At 63.0% G+C, this 14554-nt stretch carries 15 protein-coding genes; 13 read left to right on the top strand and 2 right to left on the bottom strand.

Going from position 1 to position 14554, the window contains the following annotated elements:
- Positions 1-31: 31 nt before the first annotated feature.
- Together E1N52_RS33260 and E1N52_RS33265 are read left to right on the top strand one after the other, a co-directional pair.
- Entirely contained in the window at positions 32-277 is a 246-nt protein-coding gene (locus E1N52_RS33260; RefSeq protein ID WP_133187879.1) for a helix-turn-helix domain-containing protein, read from the top strand.
- 2 nt (positions 278-279) lie between these two features.
- Entirely contained in the window at positions 280-1605 is a 1326-nt protein-coding gene (locus E1N52_RS33265; protein ID WP_133187881.1) for a type II toxin-antitoxin system HipA family toxin, read from the top strand.
- Between the two features lie 9 nt (positions 1606-1614).
- Here E1N52_RS33265 and pdxR read toward each other — a convergent pair whose 3' ends face one another.
- Positions 1615-3081 (bottom strand): MocR-like pyridoxine biosynthesis transcription factor PdxR, encoded by a 1467-nt coding sequence (gene pdxR / locus E1N52_RS33270; protein WP_133187883.1) that lies wholly within the window; start codon positions 3079-3081, stop codon positions 1615-1617.
- Between the two features lie 83 nt (positions 3082-3164).
- Between pdxR and E1N52_RS33275 the strand changes: the two genes are divergently transcribed.
- Positions 3165-4061: a haloalkane dehalogenase gene (locus E1N52_RS33275; RefSeq protein WP_133187885.1), complete on the top strand. Its 897-nt coding sequence runs from the start codon at positions 3165-3167 to the stop codon at positions 4059-4061.
- Positions 4062-4074: 13 nt separating this feature from the next.
- Here E1N52_RS33275 and E1N52_RS33280 read toward each other — a convergent pair whose 3' ends face one another.
- Positions 4075-4995, bottom strand: coding sequence for a LysR family transcriptional regulator (locus E1N52_RS33280; RefSeq protein WP_133187887.1), 921 nt, complete (start codon positions 4993-4995; stop codon positions 4075-4077).
- Between the two features lie 194 nt (positions 4996-5189).
- Between E1N52_RS33280 and E1N52_RS33285 the strand changes: the two genes are divergently transcribed.
- The 10 genes from E1N52_RS33285 (at position 5190) to E1N52_RS33330 (ending at position 14542) form a co-directional block, all read left to right on the top strand.
- Positions 5190-6326: a muconate/chloromuconate family cycloisomerase gene (locus tag E1N52_RS33285; protein WP_133187889.1), complete on the top strand. Its 1137-nt coding sequence runs from the start codon at positions 5190-5192 to the stop codon at positions 6324-6326.
- Positions 6327-6355: 29 nt separating this feature from the next.
- The gene (gene catC, locus E1N52_RS33290; protein WP_069268896.1) at positions 6356-6646 is read left to right on the top strand and encodes a muconolactone Delta-isomerase; all 291 of its coding nucleotides are present in this window, start codon (positions 6356-6358) and stop codon (positions 6644-6646) included.
- Between the two features lie 44 nt (positions 6647-6690).
- Positions 6691-7626, top strand: a complete 936-nt coding sequence (gene catA / locus E1N52_RS33295; RefSeq protein ID WP_133187891.1) for a catechol 1,2-dioxygenase — start codon at positions 6691-6693, stop codon at positions 7624-7626.
- A 114-nt stretch (positions 7627-7740) separates the two neighbouring features.
- Positions 7741-9111, top strand: coding sequence for a Rieske 2Fe-2S domain-containing protein (locus tag E1N52_RS33300; RefSeq protein ID WP_133187893.1), 1371 nt, complete (start codon positions 7741-7743; stop codon positions 9109-9111).
- On the top strand, positions 9108-9596 hold the full coding sequence (benB, locus tag E1N52_RS33305; RefSeq protein WP_133187895.1) for a benzoate 1,2-dioxygenase small subunit: 489 nt from the start codon (positions 9108-9110) through the stop codon (positions 9594-9596). The genes E1N52_RS33300 and benB overlap by 4 nt, the downstream gene beginning before the upstream one ends.
- A 52-nt stretch (positions 9597-9648) precedes the next feature.
- Positions 9649-10671, top strand: a complete 1023-nt coding sequence (gene benC / locus E1N52_RS33310) for a benzoate 1,2-dioxygenase electron transfer component BenC (RefSeq protein ID WP_133187897.1) — start codon at positions 9649-9651, stop codon at positions 10669-10671.
- Positions 10668-11444, top strand: a complete 777-nt coding sequence (gene benD / locus E1N52_RS33315; RefSeq protein WP_133187899.1) for a benzoate diol dehydrogenase BenD — start codon at positions 10668-10670, stop codon at positions 11442-11444. The genes benC and benD overlap by 4 nt, the downstream gene beginning before the upstream one ends.
- 83 nt (positions 11445-11527) lie before the next feature.
- The gene (locus E1N52_RS33320) at positions 11528-12262 is read left to right on the top strand and encodes an ABC transporter substrate-binding protein (RefSeq protein ID WP_133187901.1); all 735 of its coding nucleotides are present in this window, start codon (positions 11528-11530) and stop codon (positions 12260-12262) included.
- Positions 12263-12750: 488 nt separating this feature from the next.
- Positions 12751-13911: a porin gene (locus tag E1N52_RS33325; protein WP_133187903.1), complete on the top strand. Its 1161-nt coding sequence runs from the start codon at positions 12751-12753 to the stop codon at positions 13909-13911.
- A gap of 202 nt (positions 13912-14113) precedes the next feature.
- Positions 14114-14542, top strand: coding sequence for a MarR family winged helix-turn-helix transcriptional regulator (locus E1N52_RS33330; RefSeq protein ID WP_133187905.1), 429 nt, complete (start codon positions 14114-14116; stop codon positions 14540-14542).
- Positions 14543-14554: the final 12 nt, after the last annotated feature.

Raw genomic sequence — 14554 nt, forward strand, 5'->3', positions numbered from 1 at the left:
ATAATCGGTTTATGCCTCACAGGAATATGCCATGAAGATCATCGTCCAGACGCCAGGCGGGCTTGGCGAGATTCTGCAATCGGCCCGCAAGGCGCGCGGCATGACCCAGGCGCAGGCTGCGGCGAATCTCGGCATCGGCCAGCCGCGCCTTTCCGCACTCGAAACCACGGGCGCCGCCAGCCTTTCGCTCGAGCAGATGCTCGCGCTGTTCGCGCTCTACGGGCTGGAACTCTGCGTGCAGTCGCGCGAGGCGGCGGCCGGCACGCCGGAGTGGTAAGTATGGGCCGCAAATCGCATTCGCGCGCGCTATCGATCTGGGCCAACGGCGAGCGCGTGGGCACGTGGGTGATGACGCCCGCCGGCGACGCCGAACTGCGTTATGACGACGCCTGGAAGCGCTCGGCCGTGGGCCGGCCGCTTTCGCTCTCGCTGCCGTTCGGCATTGGCGACGTACCATTGCGCGGCGAGCGCGTGAAGCACTATTTCGACAATCTCCTGCCCGACAGCGAACCCATCCGCCGCCGCATCGCCACGCGCTTTCGCACGGATACGCTCGAGGCCTTCGACCTGCTCAAGGCCATCGGGCGCGATTGCGTGGGTGCGGTGCAACTGCTGGGCGAGGACGAAACGCCGGGCCGCGTCGACCGCATCGAAGGCACCGCGCTGAGCGATGCCGTCATCGAGCGCCTGCTGCTCGAAACGGCCGGCGCGCTGCCCGGTGGCGCGCATGAGGCCGACGATCTGCGCATTTCGCTGGCGGGCGCGCAGGAGAAGACTGCGCTCCTGCGCCACCGCGGCAAATGGCTGCTGCCGCGCGGCGCGACGCCCACCACGCATATTCTCAAGCTGCCGCTGGGGCTGATCGGCCATCGCAAGGTGGACTTCAATACCTCGGTCGAAAACGAATGGCTTTGCCTGGCACTGCTGAGGGCGTTCGGGTTGCCCGCTTCGCAGGCGCAGATCATCGAGTTCGGCGCGCAGAAGGTGCTCTGCGTGGAGCGCTTCGATCGTACGCGCTCGCGCACCGGCGGGTTGCTGCGCCTGCCGCAGGAGGACTTCTGCCAGGCGCTCGGCGTGCCGCCGCATCGCAAGTACGAAGCGCATGGCGGCCCCGGCGTGCGCGAGATTGCGGGTCTCTTACGCCAGTCGCAGCAGGCGCGGGAAGACATCGAAACGTTTCTCGCTGCGCAGATCGTCTTCTGGATGCTCGCGGCGCCGGACGGCCACGCGAAAAACTTCAGCATTCGCCTGTTGCCGGCAGGGCGCTTTCAGCTCGCGCCGCTCTATGACGTCATGTCGATCTGGCCCGTGGAGGGCGACGGCGGCAATCAATGGTCGTGGCACAAGGCGTCGCTTGCCATGGCGGTGTGGGGCAAGGCTCGCCACTATCGCATGCGCGACGTGAAGCGCACGCATTTCGACGCCACCGCGCGGCTATGCCACTACGGCCCGGATGCGGGGCCGTTGATCGAGCGCGTGCTGGCGCGTACGCCCGGTGCGATAGAGGAAGTCGCCGCGGCACTCCCTGAAGGCTTTCCCGAGCGGGTGGCCGAACGGCTCTTCGACGGCCTGCGGTTTTCGGCGGAGCGGCTGGCGGCGCAGTGACGGCAGGCTTCAGCGCACGCAGGCGGCCAGCCGCGCGACGGCCGCGTCGATGCGCTGGGCCTCGATCATGCCGAAACCAAACACGAGTCCTTCGAGCGCCGTTTCCGGCGCGACCGCGAAACCGGCCAACGCCTGCACACGGACGCCCGCACGCGTGGCGGCGGTGACCAGTGCATCGGCGCGCACGCCAGCGTCGAGCCCGGCGGCGAGATGCAGTCCGGCGGCGGGCGCGACGGGCCGCACGAACGCGCCGCAATGGCGTGTGAGCGCCGCGAGCAGTGCGTCGCGGCGCGTGCGGTACTGCGTGCGCATCTTACGGATGTGCCGGACCAGATGCCCCTCGCGCAGGAATGCCGCAAGCGTGTCCTGCGCCAGCAGATTGCCGTGCCAGTCCGCACACTGGCGCGCGGCGACCAGTGCATCGCGCACCCAGGCCGGCGCGACGACATAGCCCATGCGCAGGCCCGGAAAGAGGCATTTGGAAAACGTGCCGACGTAACAGACGCTCGCATGGCGATCGAGCGTTTGCAGCGCGTCGAGCGGGCGGTCGTCGTGACGGAACTCGCCGTCGTAGTCGTCCTCGATCACGACCGCGCCATGGCGCTGCGCGAACGCGAGCAACGCGCGCCGCCTCGCCGCCGACATTGGGATACCTAACGGAAATTGATGCGAGGGCGTCACGCAGATCACGCGCGCATCGGGCGGCAGGTCGTCCACGACGATACCCTCGGCGTCGACCCTTATGCCCACGATACGCGCCCCCGCCAGCGCAAACGCGCGGCGCAGCGGCGGGTAGCCGGGATCCTCCAGCGCAACTACGGTCTTGCCCGGCGTGACGAGCACGCGCGCGAGCAGGTCGAACGCCTGTTGCGCGCCGGCCGTGACGACGACATCCTCCGCCTCGCAGGCGACCGCGCGCGCATAGGAAACGTGATGCGCAATGGCCTCGCGCAACGCGGCGCGGCCTTCCGGTTCCGCATACACGGCAGGCGCCCTGGAAAGTCCACGCAGCGCGCGAGCCGAAAGACGCCGCCAGACGTCGAAGGCAAACGTGCGTTTGTCGGGCAGGCCGAGGATGAAATCGTAATCGTAGTTCGCGCTGGGATCGAGACGCACGAGCGCTGGCGGCGTGCGCCAACGCTCGTTCAGGCGTGGGTCGCCTTCTGAAGCCGCTATCGACGGTCTTGCTGGACCGGACGGCGCCGCGCTGCCACGTGCCGCGACTTCGCCCACGAACGTCCCGCCGCCCGTGCGCGTGACGATGTAGCCCTCAGCGAGGAGCAAATCGTAAGCCGCCAGCACCGTATTGCGCGCGACGCCGCAGCTAAGCGCGAGCGAGCGGCTCGATGGCAAACGCAGCCCGGCCGCGAGCCGGCCTTCGACGATGGCCCCGCGCAACTGGCGATGCAGTGCATGCAAGATCTCGCGCGATCCATGCACGGGCAGGGCGATTTCGAGCTGCAAGACTGGTTCCATAACCTTTGCCGAATCTGGTCCTGTTCCTGGGCCGGTTCCGATTCTAGCATCGGCTCATTCCCTCACCGCACAGGAGCCGCGCCATGAACGCCGTCACCCCTTCAGCCGCCGCAATCGGCGCCAGCGATCCGCATCCGCGTGCCCGCGCGGCCATTCCAGGCGGCGCTATGGTCTACGTCGATACGGGCATGGGCGAACCCGTCGTTCTGCTGCATGGCAACCCCACCTCGTCGCGCCTGTGGCGCAACGTCATTCCGCATTTGAGCGACGCTTACCGTTGCCTCGCGCCAGACCTCGCCGGCATGGGCGATTCGCCGGCCGCGCCCGATGGCGCGTGCGGCTTCGTCGATCACGCGCGATATCTCGACGCGTGGTTCGACGCCGTGCTTCCGCATGGCCGCGTCACGCTGGTGCTGCACGACTGGGGCTCGGCACTGGGCTTCGACTGGGCGCGCCGCCATCCGCAGCGCGTGAAGGCGATTGCCTATATGGAGGCCATCGTGCAACCGCGCCTGTGGCGTGATTTTCCGCCCGAGCGCGAACCGCTCTTTCGCGCGCTGCGTGGCGAGGCCGGCGAGCGTCTCGTGCTCGACGAGAATTTTTTTGTCGAAACGGTGTTGCCGCACAGCGTGCTACGTGCGCTGTCGCAGGAAGAGATGGAGGCGTGGCGCAGGCCGTTTGCGACGCGCGAATCGCGCAGAACGACGCTCGTGTGGGCACGCGAACTGCCGATCGAAGGCGAGCCCGCCGACGTGACGCAAGCGGTTCAAGCCTACGCAGCCTGGCTCGCGGCGAGCGATATCCCCAAGCTGCTGATCCGCGCCGAGCCTGGCGCGTTGCTCACGGGCCGTGCGCTCGATGCGTGCCGCAACTGGCCGAACCAGCGGGAAACGGTGGTAGCGGGCATCCATTACGTTCAGGAGGATTCGCCGCACGAGATCGGCGCCGCCGTGCGCGCATTCCTGAACGAACTGGCTTAGACGGCACATTGCTTCACGGCTTTTTCTTCTTCGAAGGCAGCCACGTTTGAGGCTCGGCGTACATTTCCTTGACCAGTTGCTTCACGAGATCGACGTAAACGGAATTGTCGTTCACGCGGTGATTCAGGATGATCGGCGAAGTCGCGTGGTCGCTGTCTATCAGCCGGTAGTGCACGTCCTGGCGCAACTGCCGCGCTGAAGCGGGGATCACGCATACGCCGAACTCGGCCGCGACGAGCCCCAGCGCCGTCTGGATTTCCCGCACTTCCAGCACTTCACCCGGTTGCACGCCGTCGCCGTGCAACACGTTCAATACCTGATCGGCGAAACTGGGGCGCGGCTCCTTGGGATAAACAATCAGTTTCTGCCCGGCCAGTTGCTCGATGGGGATGGGCGTGGATTCCTGCGCCATCTCGCTGCCGATCGGCACTACCACCGCCAGCGGCTCTTCGCGCAGGACGATGCCGGCCACGTTCGGGTCGCTGTGGCGCACGCGTCCGAAGCCGATGTCGATGCGGCCTTCCTTCAACGCCTCGATCTGCTGCACCGACATGAGTTCGACCATCTGGATGTCGAGTTCCGGCGCATTCTGGCGCAGCTTGCGCATCAATGGCGGCAGCCCCGAATACAGAACGGAAGCGACGAAGCCGATCGACAACACAGTCCGGTGATGCAGTCCCACGTGTTTGGCGGTCGCCTGCAGCTGTTCGACACGCCCAAGAATCTGCATGGCCTGCTCATAGACGAGACGCCCCGCATCGGTCGTGCGCACCGGTCGCGTATTGCGAATCAGAAGGGGCACGCCAATCTCTTGTTCGAGCAACTGAATCTGCCGGCTCAGCGGCGGTTGGGCAATGCAAAGCTGTTCCGCGGCGCGCGTGAAATTGCGCTCGCGCACGACGGCAACGAAGTAGCGAAGCTGGCGAAGATCCATGGTCTGTTCCCAAATGAAGCATCAAATTATCAATACTCTGAGAATATGATGCGCCGCAATATCCGCCTATTTATGGGGGATTGCGGGGTTTCCATATTATAAAGGTATGGAATTGGACGCAAATAGTATTGGATCGGGCTCAGGCGCGGCGTGTATAAATCCACCATACCTTCCTCACTTACGCAGCATTCGACATGACTTCCGCCACGATCGAACGTATCGAAACCCGCCTCGTCGATCTGCCGACGATTCGCCCTCACAAGCTGTCCGTCGCCACGATGTACGGGCAAACCCTGATGCTGGTGAAGGTGTATTGCAGCGATGGCGTAACCGGCATCGGTGAAGGTACGACGATTGCCGGCATGGCCTACGGCCCCGAAAGCCCGGAAGCGATGAAGCTCTCGATCGACGCCTACTTCGCCCCGGCGATGATCGGCCAGGACGCCACGCGAATCCAGGCGCTCATGGCGCACCTGGGCAAGCTCGTGAAGGTCAATCACTTCGCCAAGTGCGCGCTGGAAACCGCGCTGCTCGATGCGCAGGGCAAGCGCCTTGGCGTGCCGGTGAGCGAACTGCTGGGTGGCCGCCGCCGCGAGCGCCTGCCGGTGGCATGGACGCTCGCTTCGGGCGATACCGCCAAAGACATCGCCGAAGCCGAGGCGATGCTCGAAGTGCGCCGCCACAAGATCTTCAAGCTGAAGATCGGCGCGAAAGACCTCAAGACCGACATCAAGCACGTTGCCGACATCAAGAAGGCGGTGGGTGATCGTGCCGCCGTGCGCGTGGACGTCAACATGGCCTGGAGCGAGACGCAGGCGGCATGGGCGATTCCGGCGCTGGCGGAAGCCGGCTGCGAACTGGTCGAGCAACCGGTGGCTTCGCCCGCAGCGCTTGCGCGCCTCATGCGCCGCTTCCCGGTCGCGTTGATGGCCGACGAAATCCTGCAGGGACCGGAAAGCGCGTTTGAGATCGCGAAGAACGAGGGCGCCGATGTATTCGCCATCAAGATCGAACAAAGCGGCGGACTGTTCGCGGCGCAGCGCGTGGCCACGATTGCGGACGCCGCGGGCATCGAGCTGTACGGCGGCACGATGCTCGAAGGCGCGTTCAGCACGGTGGCGTCGGCGCACCTGTTCGCGAGCTTCGCCAACCTGCAGTGGGGCACCGAACTTTTCGGGCCGCTGCTGATCACCGAAGAAATTCTGACTACCCCGCTGGACTACAGCAACTTCGAGCTGACGGTGCCGAACGGCCCGGGTCTCGGCATCGAGCTGGACGAAGCGAAGGTCAAGCGCTTCACCCGCGATGGCCTGATGAAAGTCACGAAGTAATCCGGACACCTGATAAACGGAATTTGACGATGCTTTTCCACGTACGCATGGATGTGAACATCCCGGCCGACATGCCGGCCAATGTCGCCAACGAAATCAAGGCGCGCGAAAAGGAGTACTCGCAGGAGCTGCAGCGCAGCGGCAAGTGGCGCCATATCTGGCGACTGGTGGGCGAGTACGCGAACTACAGCATCTTCGATGTGGAGAGTAATGCAGAGCTGCACGACATTCTCACCGCCTTGCCGCTTTTTCCGTACATGAAGATAACGGTCACGCCGTTGTGTCGCCACCCGTCCTCCGTCAGGGCCAACGACGCTTGAGCTGATTCCCCCTCAATACCAGCAAGCACCAGGAGACAAAGACCATGAGCGCAAAAGTATTCGACACGAAGGAAGTGCAGGACCTGCTGAAGGCCGCTGCGAATCTCAACGGCGGCAGCGGCAACGCGCGTTTCCAGCAGGTCGTCTATCGGCTGCTGGGCGACCTGTTCAAGGCCATCGACGATCTCGACATCACGCCCGATGAAGTCTGGGCCGGCGTGAACTATCTGAACAAGCTCGGCCAGGACGGCGAAGCGGCGCTGCTCGCCGCCGGCCTCGGCCTCGAGAAGTACCTCGACATCCGCATGGACGCCGCAGACAAGGCGGTGGGTCTCGAAGGCGGCACGCCGCGCACGATCGAAGGGCCGCTGTATGTGGCAGGCGCACCGGTGCGCGAGAGCGTTTCGCGCATCGACCTCAACGCCGACGCCGATGCGGGTCCGCTCGTCATTCACGGCACGGTGACCGGCCTCGATGGCAAGCCGCTCGCCGGCGCCCTGGTCGAATGCTGGCACGCCAATTCGAAGGGCTTCTATTCGCACTTCGACCCGACCGGCGCGCAGGACGACTTCAACCTGCGCGGCGCCGTCAAGACTGGCGCAGACGGCAAGTACGAATTCCGCACGCTGATGCCGGTGGGCTACGGCTGCCCGCCGCAGGGCTCGACCCAGCGCCTGCTGGACGGCCTTGGCCGCCACGGCAACCGCCCGGCGCACGTGCACTTCTTCGTCACCGCCGACAACAGCCGCAAGCTCACCACGCAGTTCAATATTGAAGGCGACCCGCTGATCTGGGATGACTTCGCCTACGCGACGCGTGAAGAACTGATTCCGCATGTGGCAGAAAAGACCGGTGGCACCGCGCTCGGCCTGAAAGCCGACACGTACAAGGACATCGAGTTCAACTTCACGCTCACGCCGCTGGTCCAGGGTAAGGACAACCAGCTCGTTCACCGCCTGCGCGCCGCAGCGACGGCGTAACCGCCCCAGCATGGCGGCGGCATGTTGCCGCCGCCCCCCGTTTCCCCGCGATCATCAATCGACACCGATGCAGGAACTCCGTACCGCGTGTGGAGTATGCATAGGAGAGCTAATATGTCAGCCATCATCGACAAAGCCAGTGACCTGGATCACCTGCTGTCCACCGCCGTGCAGGACGACAAGCAAAACGGTGTGTTCCGTTGCCGACGCGACATCTTCACCAATGCCGACCTGTTCGAACTGGAGATGAAATACATCTTCGAGAAGAACTGGGTATACCTCGCGCACGAAAGCCAGATTCCCGAAAACAACGACTACTACACCACGTGGCTGGGTCGTCAACCGGTAGTCATTACGCGCGACAAGACCGGCACGCTCAACGCCGTGATCAACGCCTGCGCGCACAAAGGCGCCATGCTGTGCCGGCGTAAGCACGGCAACAAGGGGAGCTTCACCTGTCCGTTCCACGGCTGGACGTTCTCCAACACCGGCAAGCTGCTCAAGGTGAAGGATGAAAAGACCACGGAATACCCGGTGCAATTCAACAAGCAGGGCTCGCATGACCTGAAGAAGATCGCACGCTTCGAGAACTACCGGGGCTTTCTGTTCGGCAGCCTCAATGCCGACGTGCAGCCGCTGGAAGACTACCTCGGCGAAGCGAAGATCATCATCGACCAGATCGTCGACCAGTCGCCCAACGGGCTCGAAGTGCTGCGCGGCAACTCCTCGTATGTCTACGACGGCAACTGGAAGATGCAGATGGAGAACGGCTGCGACGGCTACCACGTCAGCACCGTGCACTGGAATTACGCCGCGACGATGGGCCGCCGCAAGGAAGACGGCACCCAGGCAGTAGACGCCAATAGCTGGAGCAAGTCGGTGGCGGGTGTCTACGGATTCGACCATGGCCACATCCTGCTATGGACCAACACGATGAACCCGGAAGTGCGGCCGGTCTACAAGCATCGCGACGAAATCAAGACGCGCGTGGGTGAAGTGCAGGCCGACTTCATCGTCAATCAGACGAGAAACTTGTGCCTCTACCCGAACGTGTTCCTGATGGACCAGTTCAGCACGCAGATTCGCGTCGTGCGCCCCATCAGCGTGGACAAGACCGAGGTGAACATTTTCTGCTTCGGGCCGAAGGGTGAGAGCGCGGAAGATCGTGCGACGCGTATTCGCCAGTACGAGGACTTCTTCAACGTCTCGGGCATGGGCACCGCCGACGACCTGGAAGAGTTCCGCGCCTGCCAGGCGGGCTACGCCGGCACCACGGCGATGTGGAACGATCTCTCGCGCGGCGCGCCGCTGTGGGTCGAAGGTGCGGACGAAAACGCGAAGAAGATGGGCCTCAAACCCGTCATTTCCGGCGAACGCAGCGAAGACGAAGGGTTGTTCGTGGTTCAGCACGAGTACTGGGTGCACGCCATGCGCGACGCCCTCAAGCAGGAACTGAATCACGAACAAGCGGGAGCGCAGGCATGAGCAACGATTACCAGAAAATCTGCGCCGCGCTCTACCGCGAAGCGCGCCTGCTCGACGATCGCCAGTGGGAAGAATGGCTCGCCTGCTACGCAGAAGACGTCACGTACTGGATGCCCGCGTGGGACGACGATGACCAGCTCACCGACGACCACGAATCGCAGATCTCGCTGATGTACTACCCGGATCGCGGCGGCCTCGAAGACCGCGTGTTTCGCATCAAGACCGAACGCAGCGGCGCTTCGATGCCAGAGCCGCGCACGAGCCACAACGTCACGAACGTGGAAGTGCTGGCGGACCGCGGCGAAGAAGTGGAGTTGCGCTACAACTTCCACACACTCAGTCACCGCTACCGGACCACGGATCATTTCTTCGGCACGATGTTCGTCACCTTGCGCCGATCCGGCGACGACTTCCTGATTGCCTACAAAAAGATCGTGCTGAAGAACGACTACATCCGGCAGGTGCTCGACGTTTATCACGTGTGAAATCACGTTTGACATCGAGCCTCAGTTTCAACATGGGATAGAAGGAGACACCATGTCCAGCTACAAGATTGCACTCAATTTCGAAGACGGCGTAACGCGCTTCATCGAATGCAAGGCGGGCGAAAAAGTCCTCGATGCGGCCTTTCGCGCGCGGATCAACCTGCCGATGGATTGCTCAGACGGCGTGTGCGGCACCTGCAAGTGCCGTGCGGAAAGCGGCAGCTACGACCTGGGCGAAGACTATATCGAGGACGCGCTGACCGAAGACGAAAAGGACGGCGGTCTCGTGCTCACCTGCCAGATGGTGCCGGAAAGCGATTGCGTGATCGCGATTCCCGCGTCTTCCACGGTGTGCAAAACAGCGCATGGCAAGTTTGCGGCGACGGTCACGAAGGTCGAACAGCACAACGACGCCGCCGTTGTGCTCGAACTGGACGTCGACGCAGCGGGCCCCGTATTCCTGCCGGGCCAGTACGTCAACATCGACGTACCGGGCAGCGGCCAGCATCGTTCGTATTCCTTATCTTCCGCGCCGGGCGAATCGAAAATCAGCTTCCTGATCAAGAAGATTCCGGGCGGCGTGATGAGCACGTGGCTCGAAGCCGCGCAGGCGGGCACGAAGCTCGAATTGACGGGACCGCTCGGCAGCTTCTATCTGCGCGACGTGCAGCGGCCGCTGCTGTTCCTCGCGGGCGGCACGGGTCTGGCGCCATTCCTCTCCATGCTGGAAGTACTCGCGCGCAACAACGCGCAGCAGAAGGTGCATCTGATTTACGGCGTGACGCGCGACCTCGACCTGGTGCTGGTCGAAGCCGTCGAAGCCTACGCGGCGAAGCTGCCGAACTTCAGCTTTGCTACCGTTATCGCCGATGCGGATTCGAATCACCCGCGCAAGGGCTGGGTCACGCAGCATATTCCCGCCGACGCCTTGAACGATGGCGACGTCGACGTGTATCTGTGCGGCCCGCCGCCAATGGTGGACGCCGTACGCAAGTACTTCGACGACGAAGGCGTGAAGCCCAACAGCTTCCACTACGAGAAGTTCACTCCCAACGTAGTCCCGAAGGCGGCATGATCATGCAACGATTCGCAGGCAAAGTCGTCGTCGTCACCGGGGCGGCGCAGGGAATTGGCCGCGGTGTGGCGTTGCGTGCGGCGGCCGAAGGCGGCAGGGTGGTGTTCGTCGATCGCGCGGATTTCGTAGCCGAAGTCGCGGCCGAAGCGCAGGGCGCGGAAACAGCGGGATTCGTCGCCGACCTCGAGACGTATGAGGGCGCAAAAGCGGCAATGGATTTCGCCGCGCAAAAGTTCGGCGGCATCGACATTCTCATCAACGGCGTGGGCGGTGCGATCCGCATGCGGCCGTTCGCGGAATTCGAGCCTGCGCAGATCGACGCGGAAATCCGCCGCTCGCTGATGCCCACGCTATACACGTGCCATGCCGTGCTGCCACATTTGCTCGAGCGCGGACGCGGAACCATCGTCAACGTATCGTCGAACGCCACGCGCGGTATTCGCCGCGTGCCGTATTCGGCAGCGAAGGGCGGCGTCAATGCGATGACGCAATCGTTGGCTATGGAATACGCTGAACATAATATCCGCGTGGTCGCGACGGCGCCGGGCGGCACCGAAGCACCGCCGCGCCGCATTCCGCGCAATGCCGCGGGCGACAGCGAGCAGGAAAAGTCGTGGATGGGCGAGGCCGTGCGCCAGGTCACCGCATCGACCTTCTTCAAGCGCTACGGTAGCCTTGACGAGCAGGTCGCGCCGATCCTGTTTCTCGCTTCGGACGAGGCGAGCTATATCACCGGCTCGATCTTGCCAGTCGCCGGTGGGGACACGGGCTGAGCGATGAACGCATGGTGATGGTGGGCGCGCACAGGCGAGCGGGATGATATGCTCGAAAGACCCGATTTCGCCCCGCGCTCCCCATGAACATCGATCCCGCTGTCGTCAAAGCCTTCGCGCCCACGGGCACGTTGCGCGCCTCCATCAATCTCGGCAATCCGATACTCGCGAATCGCGACGCGGCGTCGGGCGAACCGTTCGGCGTTTCCGTCGATCTCGCGCGCGCCTTCGCGCAGCATTTGGGCGTACCGCTCGAACTTGTCGTATTCGACGCAGCGGGCAAATCCGTCGAAGCCGTGAGCGACGAACGCGCGGACTTCGGCTTCTTTGCCGTCGATCCCAAGCGAGGCGAGACGATCGCGTTCACCGCGCCTTATGTGTTGATCGAAGGCTTCTATCTGGTTCGCAACGACTCTCCGGTGCGTACCAATGCCGATGTCGATCAACCGCATAATCGCGTGGCCGTGGGCAAGGGCAGTGCGTACGATCTCTTTCTCACGCGCGAGTTGAAGCAAGCGCAAATCGTGCGAGCACCGACTTCGCCCACCGTCGTGCAAACGTTCCTCGAACAAGGGCTCGAAGTCGCTGCGGGCGTGAAGCAACAACTCGAAGCCGATGCCGCTAAAGCCAGCGGCTTGCGTCTGCTCGACGAACGCTTCATGGTGATTCGCCAGGCCATGGGCGTCGCGAAGAGCCGCGGTCCGCAGGCCGCCGAAGCGCTCGGTGCGTTTGTCGAAACGATGAAGGCATCGGGATTCGTCGCAGAGGCTTTGGAGCGCCACGCAATAGCGGGCGCATCGGTTGCGCCGGCCGCCTAAACGAATCACGTCAAGCCAAAAGAGAAAGCGGATTAATAGAACAATCAACAGGCTCCGAGGGCCGATTACTTCAGAGATTCTCGATGTGGATAATCGGCCTTTCTCACCTGGCTTAATGCATCACTTCGAAAGCGTTATGTAATTTGCTCGGCGATATTCACGCCCCGCACATTCCACGACGCGCGTCGACCCTTGCCCGGCGCGGTTGTGCCATCGACGCCACGTCACTCGAATTTCGACACCATTTTTATTTTCGACACCCTATGATGCCGGTGTTCGATTCGCGCCGCACTCACCGCACGACTCCCATTTTGGCATTGCATTTTCAACACCGATGAATTGCGCAATTCGCAATAATCGTCGATGGATAGCTTTTCGATTTTGAATCCGCACCGAAATGGAATGCACGCCTATGAGATTGCACGTCGATGGTGCCGGCTGCCTGAATTCGATGCATTGACCCACCGCCCAATCCGGAGCTTGAAAACATGAAAAAATCGCTACTCGCCGCGGCACTTCTGAGCGCCTTTGCTATTTCGGCGCACGCGCAAAGCAGCGTGACCCTCTACGGCCTGATCGACACCGGTCTCGTCTACACGAACAACCAGTTCGGCCACAGCAACTGGCAGCTGAACAGCAGCTCCACGCAGAACACGGTGTTCGGCCTCAAGGGTTCGGAAGATCTGGGCGGCGGTCTGCATGCAATCTTCAAGCTCGAACAAGGCTTCCTCCTCAACAACGGCGCGCAGGCGTTCTCGGGTCTCGGCTTCGGTTCGCAAGCGTGGGTGGGCCTGCAAAGCGATCCGTACGGCACGCTGACGTTCGGCCGCCAGTTCGACGTGATGAACGACCTCGTGGGCCCGCTCACGGCGGAATTCAACACGTGGGGCGGCAGCCTCGCGGCTCACCCGTTCGAGAACGACAACCTCGCCGCGAACTCGGTGGTCATCAACAACTCCGTCAAGTACGCAAGCCCGACCTGGTACGGCGTGACGTTCGAGACGATGTACTCGTTCAGCAACAAAGCCGGCGACTTCGCGAACAACCGCTCGTACGGCTTCGCCGTTTCGTACACCCAGGGCCCGCTGAACCTCGCAGCCGGCTACCTGCAGTTCAACAATGCGGGCAACAGCAGCGGCGCGGTCACCTCCAGCGACACGAGCGCGAACTTCCTGGCGGAGCGTCAACGCGTCTGGTCGCTCGGCGGCAACTACACGTACGGTCCCGCCACGGTGGGTCTGGTCTGGAGCCATTCGCAGATCGACAACGCCTCCGGCGTCTACTCGTTCGGCACGGGCACCTATCTTGGCTCGAACGACGACTCGGCTGGCTCGCTCGCCGGTTCGCTGCGCCTCGACAACTTCGAAGCAAACGTGAAATACGCGCTCACGCCGGCATGGAGCGTCTCGGGTGCGTACACGTACACGCACGGCGCCTACAACGGTACGAATCCGGGCTGGAACACGGCAATGCTGCAAACGGATTACGCCATCAGCAAGCGCACCGACTTCTACCTCGAAGGCGTGTACCAGAACGTGCACGGCGCACCGCAAGGCTCGGTGCTTTCGCACGCCATGATCAATACGCTCTCGCCTTCGTCGACCGATACGCAGGTCGCCGTGACGGTGGGTATGCGTCACGCGTTCTAAGTCAATTCGGCAATGACGTCGGCGGGGCATCTGTCCCCGCCGGACGTTTCCTTCTGCGCGGCGGGCTTCCTGTAAAAAGGGGACCCGCCGCGCTGTCATATCTGCGCCTGCTCAATCGTGTCTCCTCTGAATTCAGATAGTTGAAATTTTCAACTATTTGGCTATACTGCCGTCCAGCTAGCGTACGGATGGGAGCACGCATTTGTATTCAGATTTCCTCACCTTCAGGCTCGATCAAACGAGCGCACTGCTGATGGATCGCGCCAACGCGGTCTACCGCGAGCGCTGGGATCTCGACGTGCGCGCCATGCGCGTGCTGCGCATCATCCGTGCCGAGCCGGGCATCACGCCCAAGGCCGTTTCGCAGCGCGCGCTCATCGAAAAAACGCTGCTTTCCAAAACGCTCGGCGAACTCGAGTCGCGTGGCCTGATTGGGCGCGGCACGCATGCGCAGGACCGGCGCAGCGTCGTGCTGCGCGTCACGCCCGAAGGCGCGAAAGTGGCGAATGCCTCGGAAAAAGCCGGCTCGAAGCTCGAATCCGAACTCGCTGCCGTGCTCACCGAAAACGAACGCAAAACGCTCGACCAGTTGCTCGCCAAGCTTGCGCAGAGCCTGATCGACGGTGTTTGAGATCGCGGCCCA

The organism is Paraburkholderia guartelaensis, assembly GCF_004353905.1.
Classification (GTDB): Bacteria; Pseudomonadota; Gammaproteobacteria; order Burkholderiales; family Burkholderiaceae; genus Paraburkholderia; species Paraburkholderia guartelaensis.